The organism is Agrobacterium vitis, assembly GCF_037039395.1.
Classification (GTDB): Bacteria; Pseudomonadota; Alphaproteobacteria; order Rhizobiales; family Rhizobiaceae; genus Allorhizobium; species Allorhizobium vitis_E.
The window spans coordinates 704,959-730,786 of record NZ_CP146244.1; the positions used below are offsets into that span (position 1 = coordinate 704,959).

Consider the following 25,828-nt stretch of genomic DNA (forward strand, 5'->3'; position numbering starts at 1 on the left):
ATCATGGCTGTACCCGCAATCCGCTTCGACCGGCTTGGTCAGGTGTTTTCGACCCGCTCAGGACAGACGGAAGCGCTGCGTGATGTCAGCTTCGAGGTGGCGCGGCATGAGTTTCTGGCCATTCTTGGCCCCTCCGGCTGCGGCAAATCTACCTTGCTGCGGATGATTGCCGGGCTTCTGGCACCCAGCAGCGGTTCGCTCCAGGTGTTCGGCCATCCGGTGACCGAACCACGCGACGATATCGGCATCGTTTTCCAAAAGCCGACGCTGCTGCCCTGGGCGACAGTCGAGGACAATGTGCTGTTCCCGGCCCGCCACAAGCGCGGTAGGGTCAGCGCCGAGGAGCGGCAGCGCGCAGGCGAGTTGTTGAGGATGGTCGGCCTGGAGGGTTTCGCCTCCCGGCTTCCCGATGAATTGTCCGGGGGCATGCAGCAGCGGGTTGGCATTGCACGCGCCTTGCTGATGGACCCGGATATCTTGCTAATGGACGAGCCGTTTTCGGCGCTCGATGCGCTGACCCGCGAGGTGATGGGCTTTGATCTGCTGCGGATTTTTACGCAGCGTCCGAAGACGGTGGTGTTCATTACCCATTCCGTCAATGAGGCGGCACTGCTGGCCGACCGCGTGCTGGTGATGACCGGCCGTCCCGGCACGGTGCTGACCGATATTGCCGTGCCGGTCGGTCGTCCGCGTGGTCCCGAAACAGCCAACGAGAGAGCAATCCATGACCTTACCGCTTATCTCCGCGACCTCCTCCTCAAGCGACAGGCGGCCTGAGCCGGTGGCTGTAACCCGCCAGCGCCTGCCGTTGCGCAATACGGTTTCCAAGCTCATGGGCCTGCCGGGCCTTGCGGCCCTTGTGTCGCTGGCGGGTGTTATCCTGTTTTGGGAATTGGCTGTGCGGCTATTTGCTGTTCCCTCCTATCTCCTGCCGTCGCCGTCCTCAATCTTCAATGCGTTTTCGTCCATTGGGTTTGATCGCTGGAGCCTGCATCTCTGGGCGACGCTGCGGGTGGCGATGATTGGCTATGTGTTGTCGATAGCCATCGCCATTCCGCTGGCCATTGTCATGATGCGCTCGCCGCTTCTGTCAAAGACGCTCTATCCGCTGCTGGTCGTCATCCAGTCAACGCCGGTCGTGGCGGTGGCACCGATCATCATCGTCGTGCTGGGGGCGGGCGATGCGCCACGGGTGGTGATCACCTGTCTGATTACCTTCTTTCCGCTGGTTGTCTCGACGGCGACCGGGCTTGCGGCAACGCCGCCGGAACTGATCGAGCTTTCCAGAAGCCTGCGGGCGCCCGCGTTCCGCGAAATTACCCAGATCAGGCTGCCCTTTGCGGTGCCTTACATCTTTTCGGCGCTGAAAATCTCGATCACGCTGGCGGTGATCGGCGCGGTGGTTGCGGAATTCTGCGCGTCCGAAGCGGGGGTGGGCTATTTCATCCAGTTTTCGACATCGCTGTTCAAACTGCCCCAGGCCTGGGCCGGATTGTTTGTGCTGGCGGCCTTGTCGCTCATCCTGTTTCAGGCCGTGCTGCTTGTGCAGAAATTGCTCTTTCCGTGGAGCCTGCCGAAGAACAGTTGAAGCCTCTTGCCGGGGAAAATCTCCCCGTTCTTTTCGGAGTAGAAGCAGTCGGGCATGCCCGGACATTGCTCCTCAACGGCCGGTATCCGGCCCAACCTCAAGGAGACTGCCATGACCATGCAAAGCTACAGCCTTGCCGAATTGAACAAGGAAACCACCATTGGCGGCGTCGGCAAGACCGTCGAGCGCGACGTGCCTGTGATTGATCTCGCCGATTTCGACAATCGCAAGGCAGAAATCGCCGATCAATTGTGGGACGCCTCTGTTGGTATCGGGTTTTTCCAGGTCTATAACCACGGCATTCCGCAGCAGGATATCGACGCGGCGTTCGAGACCGCCTGGTCCTTCTTCGAATTACCAGCCGAGGTCAAAGCCCAGTATCCAATGCCCAAAGGCACCAATGCCGGATGGGAATTCAAGGCGCAGGTGCGCCCTTCCACCGGCACGCCTGACAACAAGGAAAGCTACCAGATTACCCGCCCGATGATGGGCGGACTCTGGCCAAGTGAAGAAGAGCTGCCTGATTTCAAGGAGAAGATGCTGCGCTTCGAGCGGCAGAATTGGGAACTTGGCATGCGCATTCTCTCCTGCTTTGCCCTCAAAATGGGCTTTGCCGAGGATTTCTTCACCAAGGCGCATGATCCGGCCTCCGGTGAATACCAATCGACGCAGCGACTGATCCATTATATGTCGATGGAACATGCCAAGCCGGAGGATTTCGAGTTTTGGCGGGCCGGTGCCCATTCCGATTTCGATTGCCTGACCATCCTGCACCAGAAGGAAGGCGAGGGTGGTTTGCAGGTCTGCCCCGGCAAGGATGCGGCCTCCGGCGAGTGGACGGATGTGCCGCCGAAAAACGGCTATATCACCTGCAATATCGGCGATATGCTGATGCGCTGGTCCGATGACCAGTTGCAGTCAACGCTTCACCGCGTCCGCATGCCGCGTCCGGGCGAATATCTGGGCCGCCGCCTGTCGCTTCCCTTCTTCTGCCAGGCCAATCGCGATGCGGTCATGCAGGGTCCGCTCGGCAAATACGAGGCGATCACCGCTGGTGATTATCTGACGCAGCGCATCAACGCCAACTTCGCCCGGAAATGATGTTGAACCCGGCGAGCCATGATGCCATCGTGGTCAGACAGACAGCGGACAGGGGCAAACGCCCCTGTTCTGCGACGGGAACGCTGATGCTTCATGGCCGCGCTTTGCGCTATATCGACGAAGTCGCCCGGCAGGGCTCGATCCGCAAGGCGGCAAAGACACTGAATGTCGCTGCCTCCGCCATCAATCGTTATATCCTTGACCTGGAGCAGGAATTGGATGCGCCGATTTTCGAGCGATTGTCGCGCGGGTTGAAGCTGACCAGTTCCGGCGAAATCCTGATTGCCCATATCCGCGAGACACTGAAAGCGCATGATACGATGCGGGTGCAGATCAAGGCTCTGCGTGGCCTCAGCCGCGGCGAGGTGGTGATCGCCACCATGGCGACGCTGGCGGCGGGCAGGCTTGCTGACATCATTGCTGCTTACCGTGCCGATATTCCGCAGGTCAGCCTGCGCATCAAGGTCGGGGATCGCTCAGCGGTTTGCGACATGGTCGCTTCAGGGGCTGCCGATCTGGCGCTGGCCTATAATCTGCCGGAGGATAATCGCTTGCAGCGCGCGGCGGAATTCATGCATCCGCTCGGCGCAGTCGTTGCGCCCGACCATCCTTTGGCGGCGCGCAAGACGGTGCGGATTGCCGATTGCCTGATCTATCCGCTGGTGCTGGCCGATATGAGCCTGTCGCTGCGGGAGGTGGTTGAAAATCTGACACCAGCCCAGGCCCAATTGATGCCGGTGGTCGAGACAAATTCCATGGAACTGATGAAGCGGCTGGTGCATGGCGCGCCGCATGTCACCTTTCTCAACCGCGTTGATGTCGACCGCGAACTGCAAAGCGGGGAACTGATCTTTCTTCCCCTGACCGGGTCCGCCGGTCTGCAAAGACTGAATATTCTTCACCGGGCGCGCGGTTCGCTCTCGCCTGCCGCCAGCCATTTCATGCACTACGCCCAGGAACGGCTGCGCATGGTGGAAGACAGTCGCTGACGGCGGTGTCCGATGACGTCGCCGCCCCCCATACATTGAAATTCGGCTTATGCCCTATCGAGATCGATCATGACTGACAGTTCCGTCCGCACGCTGGCACGTACCAGCTTCACCGGCCATGGCCGCATTGTTATCCGTCAGGCTCGCGTGCCAACTGTCTGTCTTGCCGACGGCGTGCCGCCAGGAATTGTTCTCGACCGCGACGGCTGTGCTCTGGTCGATATTCTGCTGGATGACGGACGTGTTGCAGCCGTGCTGCCAGCGGTAAGCGGCGTGACCGGCGGTGGCATCGATCTGGAAGGCCGCCATCTCTGGCCGTTGTTGATCGACATGCATGTGCATCTCGACAAGGGCCATACGATCAGCCGGGCGCCAGCCTCCGATGGCACGCATCCCAGCGCCCGCGCGGCAACGACAGTCGACCGGCAGGCCTATTGGCGGCATGACGATCTGGTCCGGAGGATGGAATTCGGTCTCGCCTGCGCGGATGCTCACGGCGTTGCCGCACTCCGAACCCATCTCGATAGCCATGCGGGCCAAGCGGAAACCACCTGGGCGGCATTTGATGAGGTGCAGGCGCGCTGGGCGGGGCGTATCGCGTTGCAGGCGGTCGGCCTCGTGCCGCTGGATGCCTATCGCACCGACCATGGAAAGCAGCTTGCCGATCTGATTGCCCGTCAGGGTGGGCTATTGGGCGGGGTAACCCGCGCCTCGGGCGGCACCCATGGCATCGGGAAGAATGGCACCGGGCTTGATGACATCGATGCTCTGCTCGACAGTCTTTTTCAGTTGGCCCGCGAGCGGGATCTCGATATCGACCTGCATGTGGATGAAGCCGAAAAGGCCGACGCCCTGCCGCATGTGGCCCGCGCCGCCATTCGGCATGGCTATGAGGGCCGCGTCACCTGCGGCCATTGCTGTTCGCTGGCTTTGTTCAGTGAGGCGGAAATCCGCGAGCGGATCGCGCTTCTGGTCGATGCCGGAATGTCTATCGTCACGCTGCCGACCGTCAATATGTATTTGCAGGGGCGGGCTCCGGGCGTCACCCCGCGCTGGCGGGGTGTCACGCTAGTCAAGGAGCTACGCGCCGCCGGTATCCGCGTCGCGGTTGCTGGTGACAATTGCCGCGATCCGTTTTTTGCCTATGGCGATCATGATATGGTCGATACCTGGCGCCAATCGGTGCGCATTCTGCATCTCGACCATCCCTATGACGATGCCGTGGCACTGGCGACCACCCAACCTGCTGCGATGACGGGCTTTTCCGCTGGAACCATCGGTGCTGGGCGTCCTGCGGACCTGATGATCTTCGAGGCCTGGACCATGGACCAGGTCATTGCCCGCCCGCAAACCGACCGGGTGATCGTGCGGGCAGGCAGGTTAAGCGAGGCGGTGCTGCCATCCTATCGGGAGATCGAATTGCCCTTTCTCACCCCATCACTCTCATCCGGAATGTGAGCGTCAGAGGCTCACCCGGCTCGATCATGTATTGAGGATGAGGCAGCGCGCCCCAGCTATCGTCACCCCCGACGCCCATCTGCCTGGCCATCAGCGTGACGATGGTGCGGTTGGCTGGTGGCAGGTCGTAGGGCCGGGCTGCGGCCTCCAGCTGGAAAGCCGTATAAGGCGAAACCCCCAGCTCGAACGGCATATCCACCGCCTCGAAGCGCAATGTGTTGCCGTCAGCGTCGAACAGATCGGCCCAGCGTACGCCGGTTCGATTGCCGGATTCCTGCGGGATGACGTAGGGGGTAACATTGTCGGCAACGGTGCGCTCGTAAATGCCAAGCCGTGCGCCATGGGCGCGGTCAATGTGATTTTCCTCCGGTCCAAGTCCATAATAACGGAAGCGGTTAAAGGTTGCTGGCATCGGGATCGTCAGGCCGAACAGCGGCAGTGAGGGCAGGCTGGCATCGCCCGGCCAATGAGCGGTGACGGCAATGGCGCCATCCGCCTCATAGCGGTAGGAAACCGTGGCCTGCATGCTGCTATCAGGCAGGGCAAAGCGATAATCGGCCCCGGCGTCACGATAGGCATAGGAGGCCTGTTTCTGGTCGAGGCTTGCCCGACGCCAGGTGCCGAATTTGAAGCCGAAGCCTGCGCCCCGGTCATTGTCGGTCGGGGCGCGCCAGAAGATCGGCAGGGGTGGCCGTTCCAGGAATTCCACGCCTGCCATATTGACCAGCGATACCGGTCCGCCAAAGCGGCGGCAGAACAAGGTCCGGCTATGGCCATCGGAAATGCCGAGATTGTAGCTGCCTTCGGCGCGGGTGAGGGGGCGGGAAACCGGGCTTGGTTTTTCACCGGCCACCGTCCAGACATGTTCGCCAAACGCCACTTCGTGGTCAGCCGGTGCCCAGGCGCGCTCATGGCGTTCGCGCAGGGAGCATTGCAGGGCATATTCGCCCGGCTGCTGCGTGACAGGCACGGACAGACGCAGATAGGTTTGTTCCTGGGCTGCAAGCGCAATATCGGCCCGCCCTTCGGCCACCACGACACCATCCTTCAGCAGCTGATACGAGAGATAGAAAGCATCGAGGCTCAAGAACAGGTTGTCATTGATGACTTTGACGCCGTGCGCGTCCGGGATTAACCGGACAGGCTGGTAAAGCGCCTTGATTTCCTGGACTTTCGGGGTCAACTGCCGGTCAGCGGTGATAATGCCGTCACAGCAGAAACTGTAATCGGTTGGCCTGTCGCCAAAATCGCCGCCAAACAGCAGGCCTTCGCTGCCATCCGGGCGGGTGCCGTAGAGGGCCTGTTCGATATATTCCCAGATAAAGCCACCCTGGCACTGTTCATAGCGATAGGTAAGGTCGGTATAGAGATGCATGCCGCCGCAGGAATTGCCCATCGCATGGGTATATTCGCAGGACACAAAAGGCTTGGACGGGTTGCTGCGCAGATAATCCTCGATGTCCTGCGGGCGCGCATACATCCGGCTTTCCATGTCGCTGGAGCGCGCATCAAAGCGGCGGTCGTGGAACACGCCTTCATAATGGACGAGGCGGGAGGGATCGCGGTCCCTAAACCAATCGGCCATATCGGCAATGACGCTGCCGCCATAGCTCTCATTGCCGCAGGACCAGATCAGCACGCAAGGATGGTTTTTGTCGCGCTCCAGCATGTTGGCGGCACGGTCGAGCACGGCGGGTCGCCATTCGTCGCGATCACCTGGCAGGACTTTGTCCAGGTCCAGGGTCTCGACCGACCATGTGCCATGGGTTTCAAGATTGGCCTCGTCGATCACATAGAGGCCGTGCTGGTCGCAGAGCGCGTAGAACTCGCTGCGGTTTGGGTAATGGCTGGTGCGCACCGCATTGATATTGTTGCGCTTGAAGAACAGCACATCCCAGAGCATGTCCTCGACCGTCAGCGCGCGTCCACGGCGTGGGTGGAAATCATGCCTGTTGATGCCACGGAACACGATGCGCTGGCCATTGAGGCGCATAACCCCGTCGCGCATTTCAAACCGGCGAAAACCGATCGGCTGCGGCACGGCCTCGACTGTTTCGCCGCTGCTGTCCTTCAGGACCAACATCAGGCGATAAAGATGCGGCGCCTCGGCGCTCCACAGATGCGGGGCATCAATGGGCAGGGCGATATCCATCTCGGCTGCGGCATCGAAGGCAGTGGACAACACGGTGTCGCCGTTTGGATCATACAGCGTCACGCCAAGACTGGCCGTCTCTGCACCCGGCAGGTCGAGGGCCAGGCGCAAGCGCAGGGAACTACTATTGAAATCATCGGCAAGATCTGTGGTGACGAACAGATCGCGGATATGCAGGCTCCGCCAGGCTTCCAGCCGCACGGGCCGCATGATGCCCGACAGACGCCAGAAATCCTGGTCTTCGAGCCAGGCGCCGGAAGAGCGGTGATAGACCTCGACGGCCAGCAGGTTATCGCCATCAATCAGCGCATCGGTAATATCGAAGCGTGAGGGCGTGAAACTGTCTTCGGCATAGCCGATAAAACGTCCATTCAGCCAGACATAGAAGGCGGTCTCGACGCCTTCGAAGGTCAGAATGACCCGCTGTCCGGCAAGGGCCGGGTCAAGCCGGAAGGTCCGGGCATAGCAGCCGACCCGGTTGGCCTCGGCAGCCTGCCCAAGCGCCAGCGCCTCATGGCCGTCCCAGGGATATTGGGTGTTGACATATTGCGGGCGGCCATGGCCCTGCAACTGCATGGCGCCAGGCACAATAATGTCGCCGAAGCCGCTTCGGTCAAAATCCGGCTGGTGAAAACCTGCCGGGCGCTCAGCGGCGGAGGTGGCTGAGGCGAACTTCCAGGTGCCATCAAGGCTCTGGCGAAGCGGAGAGCCAGAGCCCGCCACGGCGGATGCTTCATCGGGATAGACGATATGGTCGGAATGGGCAGGCAGCCGCCCGACTGCAAAAACCTTGGGATCGGAAAGCCAATCGAGATGTGCTGCTACAGGCAAAGTATTGATCGTCACGTGTCCCTCCCGGACGTCTATCTTACAGTCTATCCAATAATCGCCGCTCGCCGTCTGCAAATGGCAATTCCTGCGCTTGCCGAGGCTCACGTACTTTAAGTACGCTCCACTCCGGTTCTCGAAATCACCATTTTCGCCAGGCCAGCAGCAATTCTTGAACAGACTGTTAGCGAATGATACCGGTGTCTCTTATCCTATAATGGGTGAAATCGGAATCGGATAATGGCAAAAATATCCAGCATCTATAAAGTGTTATCGATTTTTTTACCCGCAAGAGAAGCTTGAGACACAGGAGAAGCCTGGAGCACAGGCAACTCAATCGCGGTGATGAAAAATCCTACGCTGGCTCAGGTTGCATTTTCCTCGGGCAATTTGCGGTGGCATTGATCGTGCTATTGTTCTCGCGTATCAACGGGGTGAGGACGAATTGTGGCAAGACGAGATAATTCGTCATGGGGACGAACTATTTGCGTCCTTGTCTCAGTCATGCGATACGTGTCAGTACAATTTCAACAGGCCGATTGTCGACAGGATGAGGTGATTGCGGATGAATCTGTGGACGAGCACACCGCCGATGTTACGCCAGATTTCCGTTCGTGCCGCCATGGACATTCTTCTGCACCAGGGGCCGACTTCGCGGGCGGATCTGGCAAAAAAGACCGGCCTGTCGAAGCAGACCATGTCCGAGGTTATCCGCACACTTGAGACAGCGGGCTGGGTCCGGGTCAAGGGCATCGTGTCCGGCAAGGTCGGGCGCAGCGCCGTGACCTATGAAGTCGCGCCGGATGCCGGTTTCGTCATTGGCCTCGATATTGGTGCGACGACCATTCGGGTGGCGATTGCCGATATTGCCGGGACAATTGTGCAGGAGGCCGAGAAGCCAGCCGGAGAGCGTGGTGGGGAGGCGCTTCTGGCCCATGTCAGCGGCATTGTCGAAGCGTCGCTTAAAAAGGCACGCATTCCCCGCAGCAAGGTTCTTCTGGCCGCCGTGGCCATGCCGGGGGTCGTCGATCCTGAAACCGGTCGACTTTCTTTGGCCCCCAACCTGTCTGAAATCGGCAGTCTCGATGTGATCAAGGCTTTGCAGGGCCTGTTTCGCTGCGATGTCATCATTGAAAACGATGTCAATGCGGCGGTGATCGGCGAAAGCTGGAAAGGCAGTGGCATCGGGCTTCAATCCGTTGCCTTCGTGTCGCTGGGAACCGGTATCGGTCTTGGTGTTCTCGTCAATGGCAAGTTGATGCGCGGCGCCAAAGGAGCGGCGGGCGAAATCGGCTATCTGCCGTTCGGAGCCGATCCCTATAGCGCTGAAAGTCTGGAGCGCGGCGCGCTGGAATGCGCGATTGGCGCCCGTGGCATTCTGGAGCGCTATGGCAACTCCGGAGACGGCGGGATGACCGTTCGCGATATTCTTGAAGCGGCTGAAAAGGGCGAAGCAAAGGCGCTGGCGACCGTGCAGGAAACCGCCCGGCTGGCGGCTTTGCTGGTGGTTTCGGTTCACGCCATGCTCGATCCGGGCAAGATCATTCTGGGCGGCAATGTCGGTCGAAATCCGTTGATGGTCCGCATGGTCAAGGAGGCGCTGGCAAGCTCGACCCGCAGCAATATCTCGCTTGAGGCCAGCACGCTTGCGTCCCGCGCCACCCTGGTTGGCGCGGTGGCCATCGCGCTCAACCAGCTTCACAACGCGCTGTTTTCACCCCAGGATCTTCCAAGCGAAATGCGCCTGCCAGCCTGAAAATTGCTGTCCATATCATTCCGGCTTGAGTTCATCGCGGACCTGGCAATGGGCAACAACGGCAAACAGTCCGGTGCCGCCGATGATATTGCCGATCAGCGTCGGAAGGATAAAGCCGCCGATAGCGCCCCAGACGCTTGTTTCGCCGGCCAACATCAGCAGCCAGGCCTCCCCGGACCCGGCGACGACATGGCTGAATCCGCCGAGCGCGACCGTATAGGTAATCATCACGATGACCCAGAACTCATTGCCACGGGCATTGGGGAGAATCCACGCGATTGAGGCAATCAGAAAGCCCGCAGGCGTGGCAAGCAGCAATGTCGCTGCAAAATCATGGCCGAGGATCGCCCTGGAAATATCCAGTATCGCCTCGCGTTGTTCCGCGCCGATGATCAACTGGTTCTCCATGAGCACCGCGATGAAAAATGTTCCGAGGAGATTGGCCAGCAGCACCGTCACCCATAAACGAACAAGCCGGAAAAGGTTGCGACGTGTCGGGTGGGCTGCGATAGGAAGCACGGCGGTGACGGTCGTTTCGGTAAACAGTTGCAGATTACCCAGAATGACGATCACGAAGCCGACGGTATAGCCAAGGGAGACGATCAACACCCGCCAAGGCGTGTCGGGTAGTCGCGCGTGCAGGAAAGCTTCCGCCAGCAGGGATGCACAGATTGCCACCCCGGCAGCAAAGCCCGAAAAAAGCAGGGACTGAAGTGGGCGGCCCAATTCCTCGTCGCCTTGCAGACGAACAACTTCATGGACCACCTTGGGCGAACCGGACCCTCGCTCGCCAATATCCTGTTTGTCTTCCTCCGACATGGCGTTGGAGGGCTGCGCCTCCTTGTCGGCTTCCTGTTCGATGATGTCAGGCATTCTTGTCTTTCTGGGGGTGAGGGTGGCGAGCGTGCTCTCTCATCATCCCCAGAATGGGCGGGTCTTTATTAGAGAAGAACCCTTGCCAGAGCGGGGTGGACGCTCGCACGGCAGGCTAAACTGTCGAGAACCCATTCGGTTCCAGCGGCATCTGTGCCGCCGCTATTCCGTGCCGATCAGGCGACCTCGCATCCATCGACAAACACCGCAGAGATATTGGCCCGCGATGCCGTAAAGACGATTTTTTGCAGCAGGGTCTCCGTCATTTCATTGCTCTCGTAGAACCGTACCGTGCCTTGTGCCGCCTGCGGATCAATGACGATGGCATCGAAGCGATAGCCCGGGGCAAATTGCCCGATGGGGAGATCCAGTGCCTTGCCGCCGCCAGCGGTGGCGATGTGGAAGGCGTGGCGAAAGTCGATGCGGGCCTTGGCGCCGCTTGCGCGTTTTTCCGGCGGGAGGCCCGGATCGACGCCGGTTTCCAGCATGCGGGAGACAAGAATGGCGGCGCGCATATTGTCCAGAAGCGAGGCGCTCGGTCCGCCGGAAATATCGCTGCCCATCCCGACATGCAGACCCTTTTCCAGGGCAGCGCGCAGGGGAAAGACCGCACCGGCGAAATAACCGTTGGAGAGCGGGCAATGCGCCACCGCCGCCTGTCTTAGCTTGATCAGGTCCATATCATCAGCAGTCAGCAGATTGGCATGGGCCAGCATGCTGCGGCGGGTGAGAAGGCCGAAGCGATCAAGGCTCATCGCATCCGTCATGCCGTGGCGCGAGAGCACATAGGCATGTTCCCAGTCGCTTTCCGAACAATGGGTCTGCACATGGCAGCCGCAGTCTCGCGCCATCGCACCCAGCCCTTCCAGCGTCGCATCCGTGCAGGCCGGAATGAACCGTGGCGTCACCACCGGCCAGACGCGGGAGGCTGTGTTGTCGGGATGAGTGCTGATATAGTCGATCAGCGCCTGCGTGCCCTGCAAAGCCGCATCTGGTGAGGCGTCGCGGTAATAGTCCGGGCATTGCTCCGCATTGTCCATGGCGACCTTGCCGATCAGGGCGCGCTGACCTTTTTCAAGGCAGGTATCGACCAGAATGCGGGTCGCATCCTGGTGAATGGTGGCGAAATACAGCGCCGTCGTCGTGCCATTCGCCAGCAGATCATCGACCAGCAGGCCATAGACCCGCTTTGCATAGGCTAGGTCCGCATAGCGGGCTTCCAGCGGGAAGGTATGGGCATGCAGCCAGGTTTCGAGCGGCACATCCAGCGCGGTGCCAAGCTGCGGATATTGTGGCGCATGCACATGGCAATCCACCAGCCCCGGCAGGAGCAGGCAACCTGTGGGCAGGCGGGAAAGCCGCCCCTGGCAGTCTGCATCGGCTTTCGCCAATGCATATCCTTCATCGCCCGGTCGCTGCACGGAGAGGATCACGCCATCCGCATCGATGGCGATCAGGCAATCAGTTAGTACATCGATTTCACCAGCCACCGGCGCATGGAAGCCGCTGGCGATCAGCACATGGTTTCTGAAATCACTCATGGCCGATGCGTAGCGTTGGTCATGCAACGGCCTTCAGCGACGTTCCATAGGTCACGCCCTTTTCCTTCAGCCATCGGCGGTAGGCGATGGAGGTTGCGTCAGCACGGGTGGGGATTTCCGAGCGTGGCTCCATCGGCAGCAGAACCGGGCGCTGGTTTTCAAGGATGATCCGGTCTTGCAGGAAAATCAGCTGCTGGAACTGGATCAGCGAGGCGGTGGTCGATTGATCGTCGATCAGATACATGATCGGATGGGCGCGGCAGCGATCCGGGTCCAGGGGTTGGACGAACAGGCAGATCACATCCCAGCGGCTGTCGGAATTTGGACAGGTCTTGTAGAGCAGCGTCGTGAACGGCGTCATCACCCGGTAGATATAATGGGTCATCAACCCGTCCGTGGCGGAAAGGGCGGCCTGCGGCTGGAAGAATTGGCAATTGGTCGCCCAGACCTCATCGACGTCGCGGCGGATTTCCACATTATAGTGTTCGACTTCCGTATGCGGTTCGGAGCCGAGAATATCGGTATGGACGAAGGGAAAATGCGCCATGTCGAGAAAGTTTTCGACAATCCGCAGGCCCGATGCCTTCACGGTGACCGCGCCGCAGGGAACGATGCGGCGATCCGGTTCATCGGCTTCCTCAATGGGGAAAAGCTCCTTGTCCGGGCTGCCGAGCGTCGTCCAGATATAGCCGTAGCGCCGCCGGATTGGCAGGTTGGTTTCCTGCGCCATCACGGTCACGTCACCGTCCTGGGTTCGGTTCACGGCAAGATCGGTACCCAGCAGCCGGTTTGCGGATGAACCATAGGGAATAAGCGTTTCGGTATCGATGGGATACCATTGATCGAGGCTTGTTTTGTCGATTGCCATCACTGGGTTTCTCCCTGCATCCTTGGTCAACGAAGGCTGCGGTAATAGGGCAGGCCAAGGGCGGCGGGTGCCGCCATCAACCGGCGCATGCGCTGCCAGGCGATCACAGGCACGATAATGAAGGCGATTGTTCCGGCATAGGGCAGCATGGATAGAAAGGCCGGAGCAATCGGCCAGCCGCGCGCCTGTCCGACGAAACCGAGTGCGGTGATGAAGCCGAATAGCAGGCCGGACAGAGCGGCTGGAATAGGCCGGTAGCCGGCAAAAATCACCAGCGCCACCGCAATCCAGCCGCGCCCCGCCACCACGCCATCCGACCAGGATGGTACGAAGGCGAGCACGAGATAGGCGCCTGCACCTGAAGCAAGCGCCGCGCCCGCGCAGACATAGCCAAAGCGGATGCGATGGACCGGAATGCCCGCCGCATCGGCAGCCGCCGGATTTTCGCCAACGGCGCGCATATTGAGCCCGTGGCGGGTACGAAACATCAGAAAGGACAGGCCAAGCGGCAGGATGATGTAGATCAGGTAGACGAGAATATTCTGGCTGAAAAAGGCCGGTCCGAGGATGGGGATCTCCGAGAGGATCGGCATCTTGACGCCCTGGAATGTCGCCGGGACCGGCATGCCGGAATAGGATTTACCAATCGTTTGGGCAAGGCCGGTGCCGATCAAGGTCAATGCCAGCCCGCAAAGCACCTGATTGGCCCTGATCGTCACAGTCGCCACCGCAAACACCATGCCGAACAAAGCGCCGACGGCAAGCGCCGCCAAAAAGCCGAGGATGGGAGAGGGAAAGGCGGTGACGGTGGCAACAGCGGTGATCGCTCCCATGGCGATCAGCCCTTCGACGCCGAGATTGACGACGCCGACCCGCTCCGCCAGCACTTCGCCCATGGCCGCCAGCGCCAGGACGCCGCCAGCCAGAAAGGCGGTGGTTAGAAGTCCGGTCAACAGTTCCATCGCGGGTCCTTTCAGGTCTTGTCGCGGACGATGCGGTAATGGGAAATCTCGTCGCCGATGGCTGTCAGGAAGAGGATGAGGCCGGTGATCGCCAGCACGGTCGAGGTCGTCAGCCCCTGCGTTTGCAAAATGATGCCCGAATTGAGGATGAAGGCCATCAGCGCCCCCGCAAGGATAACCCCAATACAGGACCCCCGCGCCAGCACCGCGACCATGATGCCGAGATAGCCGTAATTGTTGGAAATGCCGCCTTGAAGACGATGCACTGTTCCGGTGACTTCCAACATGCCCGCCAGACCGGCAATTGCCCCCGATAGCAGCATGACGGTGATCAGATGACGGCGGGCGGCAATGCCCGCATAGTTTCCGGCCTGCGGATTGGAGCCGATCAGCCGCACCTCATAACCCCAGCGGGTAAAGGCCAGTAGCGCCGCCATGGCCAGCGCGAGAAGCACGGCAATCGGCAGGCCCCAATGCACCAGACCCCAGAATTCCGGCATTTCAGCCTTGATGCGCGGAGTGGCCGAGTTGGCGACGCCGCCACGTTCGCGCCACGCATCCGTGGAGACATAGTAAACCATCAGGATGGCGACGAAATTGAGCAGCAGCGTGGTGATCAGCTCGTTGACATTGGCATAGGCACGGGCAAGGGCCGGAATGACGATCCACACGCTTCCGCCAAGCGCTCCGGCGAAAAACATCGCCACCAGGCTCCAGCCTTCCGGCAGTGGCACAAAAAGGCCAACGGCACTGGCGGCGAAGGCGCCTGCGTAAAACTGCCCCTCCGCACCAATATTCCAGGCACCGATCTGTTGCGCCACGGTGACAGAAAGGCCGGTCAGGATCAGCGGAATAACCAGAAGGCCGAGATCTTCCAGGCCGAAACTGGAGCCGAGCGAGGACGAGACCACCTGAATGCCAAGGTTAACAGGGCTTTTCCCCGCAATGGCCAGAATGACGCCTGCGATCACTAAGGCCAGTGCAATGGCTGCTGCCCGTGCGCCCAGGGCAGCAGCTGGCGTGGCTGAAGGGAAGCGTTGCAGGCGAAGACTAGCCATGCTGCGTGCCTCCTGCTGCCAACTGACCCGGCTTCAGCTGTCGCCCGCCCATCATCAGGCCGATCTGTTCGATATCGGCGCTGTCATTCTCGACGATGCCCATGATCCGGCCTTCGTAAAGCACGGCGATGCGGTCGGAGAGGTTCAGCAATTCCTCGAGTTCCTCCGAGATCAGCAGGATACCGGCACCTGCATTGCGCAGGTCAACGATATAGCGCAGCATGGTATTGATCGCCCCGACATCCAGCCCACGGCTCGGATAGGCGGCGACCAGAATTTTCGTGGCGATCCGCATTTCGCGCCGCGCCACCAGTCTTTGCTGGTTGCCACCCGATAGATTGCGGATTGGCATGGCGAAATCCGGGATGGCGACCTCTGCGACGCTGGCGATGCTGCGGGCCAGCGCCTTGGCGGCGGAGGGGCGAAACAGTCCGCCAACAGTGACCGGCGGTTTGCCATATTCGCGCATCACGGCATTGACGGTGATCGACAGCCCCGGTGCCAACCCGCTCTGCAACCGGTCTTCCGGGATATGGCCGATGCCGCGCCGCACGAAATCAGCGGCATTTGCGTGGCCAATCGCTTCGCCGTCGATTTCGATGGTGCCGGAGGCGACGGGCCGCGTGCCGGTCAGCACTTGCGACAGTTCACGCTGGCCATTGCCTGCCACCCCGGCAATCCCAAGGATTTCGCCTGCGCGCAGATCAAGGGAAATATCGTGCAAGGCCTGGCGTCCGCTATCGTCCAGCGCCGTCACTGTGCTGACCCGCATGACAGGAGCAGACGATAGCGCGGCGGCACCTTGCGGGCGGCCCCGCATATCGGCCAGCACGATATCGCGCCCGACCATCAGCCGCGCCAGCTTGGCCGGGCTGCAATCGGCGGAAAGCTCGGTGCCGACCTTTTGCCCGCCGCGCAGGATCGTCACCCGGTCGGAAATTTCCAGCACTTCATCGAGCTTATGGGAGATGAAGATCACCGCATTGCCGGTGGAGGCGAAATCGCGCAAGGCCTTGAACAGTTCACGCGCCTCAAGCGGTGTGAGGACGGCGGTCGGCTCATCAAGGATCAGTACGCGGGCCTTGCGGGCGAGAACCCGCAGGATCTCCACCCGCTGCTGTTCGCCTGTCGAAAGCTCTGTTATCCGCGCCGAAGGCTTGACCTGGAGGTTGAATCTGGCCGCAAGCTCTGCCGTGCGCTCCTCCAGAACCGGGGCTGAGGCGCGCCGGGGCGTCTCGCTCCAGCCGAGATGAATGTTTTCCGCTACCGTGAAGGCATTCACCAGCTTGAAATGCTGATGGATCATGCCAATGCCAGCGGCAATTGCCTGCTGCGGTCCGGTAAATTGCCTTGCATAGCCGTCGATGATGATCTCGCCCGCATCCGGCTGGTAAATGCCGGTCAGGATATTCATCAGCGTCGATTTACCGGCGCCGTTTTCACCCAGTAGCGCATGGATTTCACCGGGCATGACTTCAAGATCGACATCGCGATTGGCGATGACGCCGGGGAAATATTTGGCAATGCCTTTCAACTGGACGAGAGGGGCTGCCCCCGTCGGCACTGTATATTTCGCAGGATGTTCATTCATTCTCGGCACACCGGCATGAGAGACTGCGAAGGGCCGGGCATCATCGCCCGGCCTCTATATTGCGTCGGGTGGTTTAAAGCCCCGTGACGCCTTCCACCGACCAATCCCAGTTATAAAGCTCCAGTTCGGTCATCTTCTGGCCCTTGGCCACCCGCACGGCGCCCTTGGCGTCCTTCAATTCGCCGACAAATGGCGACCAGCCGCCGAGGATTTTCGTGCGTATATCGTCTGCCGCCTTGCCGACTTCGGCAGGAACCTTGGCGCCCCAGGTATCGCGGTCAACGCCTGCGCCCATCGCGAAGATGCTTTCCGAAGGCGACCATTCGCCTGCCAGCCGCTTGCGGACCTGATCGATATAGAACTCCTTGAAGTCGATAATGATCGAAGACACGTAGGAATTGGGGCCATAGCGGCGGATATCTGTGTTCCACATCGCGGCCCAGACGCCGCGTTTTTCAGCAACCTGAAGATAGGCGGCCTCATCCATGATGCCGAACAGGAAGTCGCAGCCATTGTCGATCAGCGCTGTGCCCGCTTGGGCGGCGGCCTGCGGATCGAACCAGGAATTGATGGTGATGGTCTGGCAGGTGGCATTGGGGTTGACGGTGCGCGCGCCCATCAGGAAGGCATTGGTCGAGGCATAGACCGAAGCAACCGGGAAGGAGGCAACGTAACCAAGCTTGCCGGTTTTCGACAAATGCCCGGCGGCGACGCCGACCACATAGGTCGGATACCAATGGGCCATGTAATACCAGCCGAGATTGTCCATCGTCACATGGCCATTGCATTCCATGAAGGCGGTGTCCTTGGCGCGGCGCACCACGTCATGCAGGAAGTCGCCGGTCGAAGACGTGTCGAAGATCATGTTCGCGCCTTCCGACACGAATTGCCGATAGGTACGGGTGGCATCTGCCGAATAGGGAACGTTCTCGACCTCGAGGATCTTCTTCAGCTTGGGAAATTTTTCCTTGACGGCGAGAACGCCCTGATGATGCGACCAGGTCCAGCCTTCATCGGTCACCGGGCCGACATGGCCAAAGCCGATCACGGCGTCCTCTTCCTTCATGGCAGGCAGGGCACTCGCGGCTGCGGCAGAGCGCAACATGCCGGGCAGCGCCAGCGAGGCGCTACCGGCTGCTGCCATGTTGAGGAAACCGCGACGGGAAAGACTGCGCAGGTCGATCATTGGAACCCCTTGTGTTTTTTGTTTGAACTATACCGGCTGGAAAGCGGTGATCCGCATTCGCCCGCAAAGCGCCGAAATTTCTAAGGCAACAACCGTGCCAGACCGGAAAACCTTGGTGGAAGGCTCCGTATCCTCTTTCAGGATCAGAAGGCGCAGGGGCAAGCAACAGCCACATTTCGGTTCGCAAGGGACCATCAATCCTCGCGCCTTACCTTCGTGAATGGCCTGCGTTTGCCGCCGGTAAACGAGCTTTTCAAATCAAAGATGTTTCGCATAGTCAGAAAAAATGGATCGCTGGAATGCGTTAAAAGCAACAACTCGCTGAAAGAAAATGCTTGTAAGCCGCCATTCGCAAGGACTAGACTGGATAAAATTGAGGCATGCATAAAAATTAATCTTATGCATGGGAAAAATCAATTGGAGGCCAAATGTTTCGCAGAATGGGGTTCTGTCTGGCTGACCTGCTGCTGCCGGTGGATCGGGTATGAGCCGCCCGGTCAATCTGGTGTTCGAAGGGCAGTTTGACTGCGAGAGCTTCCTGACATTTGCCCGCCACCGCGCGGGCCGGCTGGACATTGATTTGGATGTAGAGGCTTGCAGCGACAGCCGGGTGGCGGTGTCGGTCGCTGGACAGGATGCACTGGTCGATATGTTTGAAATGGCTTGTAGCCTCGGGCCGACGGATTGCATCGTGCGGGATGTCTGGCGGCTTTCGTGATGGGCTTGATCTTCTGAAAGGGGTGACCGGAACAATGAGGGATAGGCGCGATGACCACTGAAGCAGGATGGATGCCGGTGGCGCTGTCAACGGCGATTGAACCGGGAACGTCGGCTGGCGCTGTTGTCGATGGCGCTGAAATCGTCATTTGGCGCGATGTCAGGGGGCTGGTGCATGTATGGGAAGACCGCTGTCCGCATCGCGGCATGCGCATGAGTTTCGGTTTCGTGCGCGGCGATCACATCGCCTGTCTTTACCATGGCTGGTCCTATGACGCGGGCGGTCAATGCACCCATATCCCGGCCCATCCCGATCTCGACGTGCCAAAGACCATCAAGATCGCCAGCTACGCGGTGCAGGAACGCAATGGCGTGATCTGGACGGCGCTTGCCGACAGCGCCACTCCTGAGGCTATCCCCGATCTCGGCCTTACCCTGGCAGTTCGCAGCCTTTATGTGGATTGCACGCCGCAAAGGGCCATGGACGGCTTGATGGTGGCGCATCTGCCGGTTGGGAAAGGCTTGGAGGCTGCGCGGTTCGAGGTGCTTGCCAGCAATGTCTGGCGGCTGGAGGCGGGTGATCTTCATCTCGCCATCGCGGTGCAGCGCATCGCCCCGCAAAAGATCGGTCTGCATATCGTCACGGATGAACGGTCGGTGACATCCCGGCCAGCACTTGCCCGTTGGGCGCAAGCATTGCGCCTTTCGCTTGAAACGCCGATTGGTCTTGAAGCATCCGGGCTGGGAAAGGTGGCCTGATGTCGAAGATCACGCTCTATAATTACGATCTGGACGAAAACTGTTACCGGGTGCGGCTGCTGCTCTCCTGTCTTGGCGTGGCCTATGAAACCCTTGCGATCGATATGGTGCCGGGCCGGGAGGAACAGTCCCCGGCGATGCTGGCGCTCAATCCGCTGGGGGAGCTTCCGGTGCTGAGGGATGGCGAACAGGTGCTTTATGGCACGCAGGCCATTCTCACCCATCTGGCCAGGGCCCATGACCCCTCCGGCACGTGGCTGCCGCTCGATCCAGCGGTCTTTGGCGGCATCATGCAATGGACCTTGTTTTCAGCCGCGCCGCTTGGCTGTGCTGTCATAGCCCGGCGGGTGGCGCTGTTTGGCGGGCCGGGTGATGTTGAGGCGTTGAAAGCGTCATCCCGCGCTGCCTTCCGGATCATGGACGACCACATGACGCTGCGCCAATTCGATGGCTGCGAATGGTTTGCCGGGGCAGGCCCGACCATTGCCGATCTCGCCCTGTTTCCAAGCTTCGCACTCAGCCGGGATTACGGCATTGATCACGATGAATTTCCGGCGCTTCGGCGTTGGATAAGGCGGTTTCGCAGCATCCCCGGTTTCCGGACCATGCCGGGCATACCTGATTACCACTGACAGTCTATCCAAGAATTGCCGCTGGCCGTCTGCAAATGGCAATTTCTGCGCTTCCGGTACTCACGTACTTAAGTACGCTCCGTTCCGGTTCTCGAAATCACCATTTTCGCCAGGCCAGCAGCAATTCTTGAACAGACTGTGACGGCAGCACGCAAGCCGGATTTCACTATTCTGCCCATCAGAGGAGTTTATGCCGATGGCTTTAACCCGATTTTCCGTTGCCCCGCTGGCGGGCATGACGCGGCGGCTGGCCGATGTGGCGTCTGGCCGCGCCGCGCCGGATCTGGTGATCACCGGAGCCCGCGTTCTCTCGACCTATTCCGAGCGTATTTTGCCGGACAGGGAAATCTGGCTCACGGGCGGACGGATCGCCGCCGTCAAACCGGCTGGCAGCTCGAAAGCCATGGGCGTTCCACGCTATGATGCGCAGGGCGGCATAATCGCGCCGGGTCTGGTCGATCCGCATATCCATATTGAATCCAGCATGGTCACAGCCTGTGCCTATGCCGAGGCCGCCCTTCTCAACGGTACGACAACGATCTTCTGCGATAGCCACGAGATCGGCAATGTGATGGATGTGGCCGGCGTCGAGGCGATGCTGGAAGACGCCCGCCATGCGCCGCTATCGATTTTCCTCACTGTTCCCTCCACCGTGCCTGCGACCTCACCGGAGCTGGAAACGGCAGGAGGGGATCTGACAGCGGAGAAGATCGCCGCCCTGTTCGACACATGGCCGGAAGCGGTGGCGCTGGGCGAAAAGATGGATTTCGTCCCCGTCACCATGGGAGATGAGCGCGCTCATGCCATTCTGGCCGCAGCGCTTGGCCGGGGGCGTCCGGTTTCCGGCCATGTCTATGGCCGTGAATTTGTCTCGGCCTATGCCGCATCCGGCGTCACAGACACGCATGAAGCCATCGACCGCGACATTGCCGATGATCTGCTGGAGGCGGGGATCTGGCTGTTCCTGCGCGGCGGCCCGCCAACCACGCCCTGGCATTCCCTGCCGGAGGCGATCCGCACGGTGACGGAGCTTGGCGCTTCGCATAAGCGCATCGCTGTGTGCACCGACGACCGCGATGCAGAGGACCTGCTGGCCTTCGGTCTCGATTGGGTGGTGCGCGAGGCAAAGCGCGCGGGCATGAGCCGGGAGCAGGCCTGGGCCATGGGCTCGCTGCATGGCGCGACGCGGTTTGCCATGGACGGGGAGATCGGCGGGTTGGGTGGCGGTCGCCGGGCCGATCTGGTGCTTCTGAATGACGACCTTGAGCCGGTCAGCACCTGGTATGGCGGCGAATTGGTGGTTGACCACAAAAAGATTACTCCGGTTCTCGATGCCGCTCTTTCCAGCCGCTGGCGCTATCCCGATGCCGCTTATCACACAGTCAAACTGCCTGACGTGGTGAAGCTGACGCCGGATCTGCCGAGTAGTAAAGTCATCGCCAATACGATCCGCACCGAATTGCCGGGTATCATCCTCGGACACGAGAAGATCGAGCTGGAACCGGCCAATGACTGGGAAACGCATTTTGCCCGCCACGGCCTGTGCTTCGTGACGGTAATCGAGCGGCATGGCAAATCGCCGGGCAATGTGGCGCATGCGCTTCTTTCCAATTTCGCGCTGAAAAGCGGTGCCGTTGCTTCTTCTATCGGTCATGACAGCCACAACATCATCATCGCCGGTACCAATGAGGCCGATATGCAGGTGGCATTGCGCGCCATTGAATCCCATCAGGGCGGGGTCTGTGTGGTGCAGGATGGCAAGGTGACGGCCATGGTGCCGCTGCCGGTGGCGGGCCTGATGTCCGACAAGCGGGTGCATGAAGTGGCAGCCGAAGTCCAGGCGCTGAAAGTGGAGTGGGAAAAGGCAGGCTGCACCATTCCCTATATGGGCTTCAACCTCATCCCACTGTCGGTGATCCCGGAAATCCGCATTACCGACAAGGGGCTGGTGACGGTGCCGCAAATGGTGATCGTGCCACCCTTCGAGGCGGCGTGATGGATGCCTACCGGCTGGGCCTGGTTGCAACGCGCATCCATTATTTCCAGCTGGTGGCGCGGCTGGGCTCGATCCGCCAGGCAGCCCTTGCCCTCAATGTTGCGCCCTCTTCGGTCAGCCGCATCCTGCGCCAATTGGAAGAGGAAATCGGCACGCCGCTGTTTGATCGGGTGCGCCAGCGCCTGAAACTGACCAGCGCCGGTGAATTGCTGCTGTATCACGCCAAGGCGTCGCTGTCGGAACTCAGCCGGGCCTGCGCTGAAATCAACGATCTGCACGGGCTGCATCGAGGCACCGTCTCGGTGGCTGTGGTGGAAAGCGTGGCGCGAGGCCTGTTGCCAGCGGCGCTGGAGGCATTCTGGAGCCGGCATCCGGCCATTACCGTCGATATCAAGGTCATGGCTTCGCAGCAGGCAGCCAATGCCGTGGCCGAGGGCGAATGCGATCTTGCGGTTATTTTCGACGTGCGCGTGCCGCGCACCGTGCGCCGCATTGCCAGCGTCTCGCTGCCAATCGGCGTTCTGGCTCTGCCGGATAGCGATATGGCCAAGCGCACGGAAATCAAGCTGTTCGATCTCGCCAACCTGAGGGTGATCCTCTCGGATGCCAGCTTGACGCTGGGCGCTTCGGTAGAGGAGGCGTTGAACCGCTCGCTGGTGGATCTCTCGCACCGCTCGCGCACCAATTCCATCGGCCTGATGGTGGAATTGGCCAGGCGCAATCTCGGCCTTGTCTTGCAGACCCGGGTCGGCGTGGAGCAGGAGCTGGCCGAGGGTTCGCTGGTCTTCGTGCCGCTTTCCGACAGCCGCTTGCCGAACCGCAAGCTGATGCTGCTATCGCGCTCGGCCAAGGAGATGTCGGATGCGGCCTCGGCGCTGGGTCGGCTGCTGGAGCAATCGGTCGAGCAACTCGCGCAGGCGGCAGCACAAGTGCCGCGAGACCTACCATAACATGTTGCCTTTTGCGCATTACTTGCGTCGAAAAAAGCCGTCTATTCGAAACACGTCCGGTTTGCGAACCTCACGCGGAAACTGAGGGATCACCATGAAACCATCATCCGTCGATGCCGTTATCCGCGGCCTCAAGAAAGCCGGGGTCAGTGTCGTTTGCTACCTGCCTGACTCGCTGTTCAAAGAACTGTATCCGGCACTCGATGCCGATCCTGATATCCGCACTATTCGCGTCACCAATGAGGGCGAGGGGGCGGCAATCTGTGGCGGTGTGTTTCTGTCCGGCAAGCGGGCGGCGCTGGTCATGGAAAATTCCGGCCTGCGGGCTTCCGTTGAACCGTTGGCTCGCATGGGGCTGGGGGCCGGTATTCCGGTCGTCATGCTGATGAGCTATCGCGGCGAACTGGGTGAAAACAACTGGTGGGCCATTCCCCACGGCATCACCATGGAGCCGGTGCTGAACGCGCTGCGCATTCCCTACCGGGTGGTGCGCGAGGAAGACGAAATCGAGCAGTCGATCTTGGATGCCTATAATTGGTCCTACAATGCCTACTACCACTCGGCCATCGCCCTTGGCGGGAGCATCGTCCGATGAAGCGCTATGATTGCATGAAGCTGCTGGCCGCGCGGCTGGAAAACGAGCTTGTTATCCTCTCGCTCGGTGCCTCCGTCGATGAATGGTATAACGCCGCCCCGCATATGCGCCAGGCCAGCCTGTTCCAGCAGCAGCTTGGCTGTGTCACGCCGCAGGCCTTCGGGCTGGCTGCTGGGCTGCCACATCGCCGGATCATTTCGCTCGATACCGATGGCGGCATGATGTTCAACCTCGGTATTCTCGCCACCCTTGGCAATGAACAACCGAAAAACCTGTTCATCGTCGTCTGGGACAATGAGTGCTACCAGTCGATTGGTGGGCCGCCGACCCACACGGCTTTCGGGCGGGTGGATATTGCCGCCATTGCCCGTGGCGCCGGGATCGATAATGCCTTTACCGCCCGCACGCTGGAAGAATTCGATTCCCATTGCGAGGCGGGCCTGAAGGCGGATGTTCCCTATGTGGTGGTTGCCAAGGTGGCAGGCACTGTGCAGCCGGACATCAAGCGCAAGCATTCGGATGGGCGCGAGGACAAATATATCTTCGTGCGCCATGTCGAGGCCTCGGAAGGCATCGTCATCATGGGACCGAGCGAGCACAATTGAGGCCGATGTCCCCATGTCCAATACGACGACTGTAGCCCGGCCCCTCTTGCCACAACGCCCGCTCCTGAAGGCCTATGACTATATCGTCGTCGGCGCGGGCTCCGGCGGCTTGCCGGTGGTGCGTCGCCTGATCGATGGCACGGATGCGACCGTGTTGCTGGTCGAGGCGGGCGAACCGGGGATCGGCGTGACCGAGATTGACGACCCGCGTCAATGGGTGCCGTTGGGGCGCGGGCGGTGGGATTGGGGTTATGATTATGCGCCCACATCCCGCGTCAACGGCCATACGATTGGTATTCCGCGTGGCAAAGTGCTGGGCGGCTCTTCGGCAATCAATGCGATGATGTGGTATCGCGGCCATCCCAGTGACTATGACGCCTGGCAGGCCGCTGGCTGCGAGGGCTGGTCGTTTGAGGATGTGCTGCCATTCTTCAAAAAGGCCGAGGATTGGGAAGGCGGCGAAAGCCGCTGGCGCGGTGCTGGCGGTCCCCTGAAGATCACGACCAGCAAGGCCCTTCATCCGGTGGCCCGGGCGATGATGGAGGGTGCTGCCGATCTCGGTATGCCCGTGATCGACGATCCAAACGGGCCAAGCAATGAGGGCGCCTGCCCCTCGAATTTCAATATTGTCGATGGCAAGCGCTGGAGTTCGGCTGAGGGCTATCTCTATCCGATCCTTGATCATCCGCGTCTGACTGTGCTGACCGGCTCACAGGTTATCGGCCTGATGGTCGAAAAGGGGCGTTGCACGGGCATTCGCCATCTGGTGGACGGCAAGACAGTTGAGACCCTTGTCCAAAGCCAGGTAGTGCTGGCGGCGGGGGCTTTCGATACGCCGCGTCTGCTTGTCCTGTCGGGCATTGGCGATCCCGAGGCGTTGAAACGGCTGGGCATTCCACTCATCCACGCCCTTCCTGGCGTCGGACGCAATCTTCAGGATCACCCTTTGGTACAGGCCGTGGTCTGCCGGTCGAAAATGCCGCTGGGCGATGTGTTCGACAATGGCGGTGGCACCATGATGAACTGGAAATCATCGGCCCATCTCGGCCAACCGGATGTGCATGCCTTTCCCGTGCAGGGCAATAGCGCTACGCCTGCGCTGCGCGCTCTTTACGACATGTCCGGCCCGGTGTTTTCGATGGGGGCGGGCTTGATGCGCTCAAGAAGCATCGGATACCTGCGTCTGCTGTCTGCCGACCCTCTTGGCCCGCTGGAGATCCAGCCGAATTATTTCGCGGAGCCTGCCGATCTGGATGCGACGCTTCTGGCCGTCGAGACGGTGATGGCGCTGGCGCAGACATCGGCTTTTGCCGGGCTGTTCGATGGCTTTGCCGCGCCGGACGCAAAACTTTCGAGGGCCGGGCTTCGGGATTTCATCCGCAACGGCTGTTCCACTTTCTTTCATCCCGTCGGCACGGCCAAGATGGGCAGTGACGACATGGCGGTGGTGGATAGCCGTTTGCGGGTGCATGGCCTTGCCGGGCTGACGATTGCTGATGCCTCGGTGATCCCCATCATTCCGACCTGCAACACCCATGCGCCGGTGACGATGATTGGTGAGCGTGCCGCCACCTTCCTGATGCAGGCGGCGTGAAATTTGCATGCCCTGAAGGGCGGAAGGAA

The 25,828-nt window shown here is 60.4% G+C and carries 22 protein-coding genes; 14 read left to right on the top strand and 8 right to left on the bottom strand.

The genetic code is table 11. The annotated features are described in order from the left end of the window. Nucleotides 1-3: 3 nt before the first annotated feature. From V6582_RS24540 to V6582_RS24560, 5 genes are all read left to right on the top strand, one after another. On the top strand, nucleotides 4-777 hold the full coding sequence (locus tag V6582_RS24540) for an ABC transporter ATP-binding protein (RefSeq protein ID WP_070148004.1): 774 nt from the start codon (nucleotides 4-6) through the stop codon (nucleotides 775-777). Nucleotides 778-832: 55 nt separating this feature from the next. Next, a complete protein-coding gene (locus tag V6582_RS24545) occupies nucleotides 833-1,588 on the top strand; it encodes an ABC transporter permease (protein ID WP_060717571.1) in 756 nt (251 codons plus the stop codon). A 117-nt stretch (nucleotides 1,589-1,705) separates the two neighbouring features. Next, nucleotides 1,706-2,689 (top strand): isopenicillin N synthase family dioxygenase, encoded by a 984-nt coding sequence (locus tag V6582_RS24550; protein WP_420360150.1) that lies wholly within the window; start codon nucleotides 1,706-1,708, stop codon nucleotides 2,687-2,689. A gap of 86 nt (nucleotides 2,690-2,775) precedes the next feature. Then, on the top strand, nucleotides 2,776-3,678 hold the full coding sequence (locus tag V6582_RS24555; RefSeq protein ID WP_156630291.1) for a LysR family transcriptional regulator: 903 nt from the start codon (nucleotides 2,776-2,778) through the stop codon (nucleotides 3,676-3,678). Between the two features lie 69 nt (nucleotides 3,679-3,747). Continuing rightward, nucleotides 3,748-5,136, top strand: coding sequence for a cytosine deaminase (locus tag V6582_RS24560; protein WP_156630290.1), 1,389 nt, complete (start codon nucleotides 3,748-3,750; stop codon nucleotides 5,134-5,136). On the opposite strand, the gene V6582_RS24565 is transcribed toward V6582_RS24560, so the two are convergent. Continuing rightward, entirely contained in the window at nucleotides 5,108-8,134 is a 3,027-nt protein-coding gene (locus V6582_RS24565) for a glycoside hydrolase family 2 TIM barrel-domain containing protein (protein WP_197434266.1), read from the bottom strand. The two genes, V6582_RS24560 and V6582_RS24565, sit on opposite strands and share 29 nt — an antisense overlap. A gap of 547 nt (nucleotides 8,135-8,681) precedes the next feature. Between V6582_RS24565 and V6582_RS24570 the strand changes: the two genes are divergently transcribed. Next, nucleotides 8,682-9,872 carry an ROK family transcriptional regulator gene (locus V6582_RS24570; protein WP_156630289.1) on the top strand — a complete coding sequence of 397 codons (1,191 nt, stop codon included), beginning with the start codon at nucleotides 8,682-8,684 and terminating at the stop codon, nucleotides 9,870-9,872. Between the two features lie 15 nt (nucleotides 9,873-9,887). Here V6582_RS24570 and V6582_RS24575 read toward each other — a convergent pair whose 3' ends face one another. From V6582_RS24575 to V6582_RS24605, 7 genes are all read right to left on the bottom strand, one after another. Further along, nucleotides 9,888-10,745, bottom strand: coding sequence for a formate/nitrite transporter family protein (locus V6582_RS24575; RefSeq protein ID WP_234889545.1), 858 nt, complete (start codon nucleotides 10,743-10,745; stop codon nucleotides 9,888-9,890). Nucleotides 10,746-10,921: 176 nt separating this feature from the next. Then, entirely contained in the window at nucleotides 10,922-12,286 is a 1,365-nt protein-coding gene (gene guaD / locus V6582_RS24580) for a guanine deaminase (protein WP_156630288.1), read from the bottom strand. A 19-nt stretch (nucleotides 12,287-12,305) separates the two neighbouring features. Next, nucleotides 12,306-13,154, bottom strand: coding sequence for an aromatic ring-hydroxylating dioxygenase subunit alpha (locus V6582_RS24585; RefSeq protein ID WP_156630287.1), 849 nt, complete (start codon nucleotides 13,152-13,154; stop codon nucleotides 12,306-12,308). Nucleotides 13,155-13,180: 26 nt separating this feature from the next. Then, entirely contained in the window at nucleotides 13,181-14,116 is a 936-nt protein-coding gene (locus V6582_RS24590; protein WP_156630286.1) for an ABC transporter permease, read from the bottom strand. An 11-nt stretch (nucleotides 14,117-14,127) separates the two neighbouring features. Further along, on the bottom strand, nucleotides 14,128-15,174 hold the full coding sequence (locus V6582_RS24595) for an ABC transporter permease (protein WP_156630285.1): 1,047 nt from the start codon (nucleotides 15,172-15,174) through the stop codon (nucleotides 14,128-14,130). After that, nucleotides 15,167-16,765 carry an ABC transporter ATP-binding protein gene (locus V6582_RS24600; protein WP_156630284.1) on the bottom strand — a complete coding sequence of 533 codons (1,599 nt, stop codon included), beginning with the start codon at nucleotides 16,763-16,765 and terminating at the stop codon, nucleotides 15,167-15,169. Before V6582_RS24600 ends, V6582_RS24595 begins: the two co-directional genes overlap by 8 nt. Nucleotides 16,766-16,838: 73 nt before the next feature. After that, nucleotides 16,839-17,951, bottom strand: a complete 1,113-nt coding sequence (locus tag V6582_RS24605; protein ID WP_156630283.1) for a BMP family ABC transporter substrate-binding protein — start codon at nucleotides 17,949-17,951, stop codon at nucleotides 16,839-16,841. A 484-nt stretch (nucleotides 17,952-18,435) separates the two neighbouring features. Between V6582_RS24605 and V6582_RS24610 the strand changes: the two genes are divergently transcribed. The 8 genes from V6582_RS24610 to V6582_RS24645 all read left to right on the top strand — a co-directional run bounded on the left by V6582_RS24610 (nucleotide 18,436) and on the right by V6582_RS24645 (nucleotide 25,799). Further along, nucleotides 18,436-18,669, top strand: coding sequence for a hypothetical protein (locus V6582_RS24610; RefSeq protein ID WP_156630282.1), 234 nt, complete (start codon nucleotides 18,436-18,438; stop codon nucleotides 18,667-18,669). A gap of 50 nt (nucleotides 18,670-18,719) precedes the next feature. Then, a complete protein-coding gene (locus tag V6582_RS24615; RefSeq protein ID WP_156630280.1) occupies nucleotides 18,720-19,427 on the top strand; it encodes a Rieske 2Fe-2S domain-containing protein in 708 nt (235 codons plus the stop codon). After that, on the top strand, nucleotides 19,427-20,059 hold the full coding sequence (locus V6582_RS24620) for a glutathione S-transferase family protein (protein WP_156630278.1): 633 nt from the start codon (nucleotides 19,427-19,429) through the stop codon (nucleotides 20,057-20,059). The genes V6582_RS24615 and V6582_RS24620 overlap by 1 nt, the downstream gene beginning before the upstream one ends. Nucleotides 20,060-20,255: 196 nt before the next feature. Beyond that, nucleotides 20,256-22,055, top strand: coding sequence for an adenine deaminase (locus V6582_RS24625; protein ID WP_156630276.1), 1,800 nt, complete (start codon nucleotides 20,256-20,258; stop codon nucleotides 22,053-22,055). Continuing rightward, complete coding sequence (locus V6582_RS24630; RefSeq protein WP_156630273.1) at nucleotides 22,055-23,005, top strand: LysR family transcriptional regulator; 951 nt, start codon at nucleotides 22,055-22,057, stop codon at nucleotides 23,003-23,005. The genes V6582_RS24625 and V6582_RS24630 overlap by 1 nt, the downstream gene beginning before the upstream one ends. A 94-nt stretch (nucleotides 23,006-23,099) precedes the next feature. Further along, nucleotides 23,100-23,600, top strand: a complete 501-nt coding sequence (locus V6582_RS24635) for a thiamine pyrophosphate-binding protein (protein ID WP_156630271.1) — start codon at nucleotides 23,100-23,102, stop codon at nucleotides 23,598-23,600. After that, nucleotides 23,597-24,205: a thiamine pyrophosphate-dependent enzyme gene (locus tag V6582_RS24640; RefSeq protein ID WP_156630269.1), complete on the top strand. Its 609-nt coding sequence runs from the start codon at nucleotides 23,597-23,599 to the stop codon at nucleotides 24,203-24,205. Before V6582_RS24635 ends, V6582_RS24640 begins: the two co-directional genes overlap by 4 nt. Nucleotides 24,206-24,218: 13 nt before the next feature. Further along, entirely contained in the window at nucleotides 24,219-25,799 is a 1,581-nt protein-coding gene (locus V6582_RS24645) for a GMC family oxidoreductase (RefSeq protein ID WP_156630267.1), read from the top strand. Nucleotides 25,800-25,828: the final 29 nt, after the last annotated feature.

Coding starts and splice junctions, on each gene's coding strand:
- V6582_RS24625 (WP_156630276.1), top strand. CDS start 20,256: ATGGCTTTAACCCGATTTTCCGTTGCCCCGCTGGCGGGCATGACGCGG.
- V6582_RS24585 (WP_156630287.1), bottom strand. CDS start 13,154: ATGGCAATCGACAAAACAAGCCTCGATCAATGGTATCCCATCGATACC.
- V6582_RS24630 (WP_156630273.1), top strand. CDS start 22,055: ATGGATGCCTACCGGCTGGGCCTGGTTGCAACGCGCATCCATTATTTC.
- V6582_RS24550 (WP_420360150.1), top strand. CDS start 1,706: ATGCAAAGCTACAGCCTTGCCGAATTGAACAAGGAAACCACCATTGGC.
- guaD (WP_156630288.1), bottom strand. CDS start 12,286: ATGAGTGATTTCAGAAACCATGTGCTGATCGCCAGCGGCTTCCATGCG.
- V6582_RS24600 (WP_156630284.1), bottom strand. CDS start 16,765: ATGAATGAACATCCTGCGAAATATACAGTGCCGACGGGGGCAGCCCCT.
- V6582_RS24615 (WP_156630280.1), top strand. CDS start 18,720: ATGACCACTGAAGCAGGATGGATGCCGGTGGCGCTGTCAACGGCGATT.
- V6582_RS24645 (WP_156630267.1), top strand. CDS start 24,219: ATGTCCAATACGACGACTGTAGCCCGGCCCCTCTTGCCACAACGCCCG.
- V6582_RS24620 (WP_156630278.1), top strand. CDS start 19,427: ATGTCGAAGATCACGCTCTATAATTACGATCTGGACGAAAACTGTTAC.
- V6582_RS24555 (WP_156630291.1), top strand. CDS start 2,776: ATGCTTCATGGCCGCGCTTTGCGCTATATCGACGAAGTCGCCCGGCAG.
- V6582_RS24635 (WP_156630271.1), top strand. CDS start 23,100: ATGAAACCATCATCCGTCGATGCCGTTATCCGCGGCCTCAAGAAAGCC.
- V6582_RS24595 (WP_156630285.1), bottom strand. CDS start 15,174: ATGGCTAGTCTTCGCCTGCAACGCTTCCCTTCAGCCACGCCAGCTGCT.
- V6582_RS24610 (WP_156630282.1), top strand. CDS start 18,436: ATGAGCCGCCCGGTCAATCTGGTGTTCGAAGGGCAGTTTGACTGCGAG.
- V6582_RS24570 (WP_156630289.1), top strand. CDS start 8,682: ATGAATCTGTGGACGAGCACACCGCCGATGTTACGCCAGATTTCCGTT.
- V6582_RS24575 (WP_234889545.1), bottom strand. CDS start 10,745: ATGCCTGACATCATCGAACAGGAAGCCGACAAGGAGGCGCAGCCCTCC.
- V6582_RS24640 (WP_156630269.1), top strand. CDS start 23,597: ATGAAGCGCTATGATTGCATGAAGCTGCTGGCCGCGCGGCTGGAAAAC.
- V6582_RS24540 (WP_070148004.1), top strand. CDS start 4: ATGGCTGTACCCGCAATCCGCTTCGACCGGCTTGGTCAGGTGTTTTCG.
- V6582_RS24560 (WP_156630290.1), top strand. CDS start 3,748: ATGACTGACAGTTCCGTCCGCACGCTGGCACGTACCAGCTTCACCGGC.
- V6582_RS24590 (WP_156630286.1), bottom strand. CDS start 14,116: ATGGAACTGTTGACCGGACTTCTAACCACCGCCTTTCTGGCTGGCGGC.
- V6582_RS24545 (WP_060717571.1), top strand. CDS start 833: ATGGGCCTGCCGGGCCTTGCGGCCCTTGTGTCGCTGGCGGGTGTTATC.
- V6582_RS24605 (WP_156630283.1), bottom strand. CDS start 17,951: ATGATCGACCTGCGCAGTCTTTCCCGTCGCGGTTTCCTCAACATGGCA.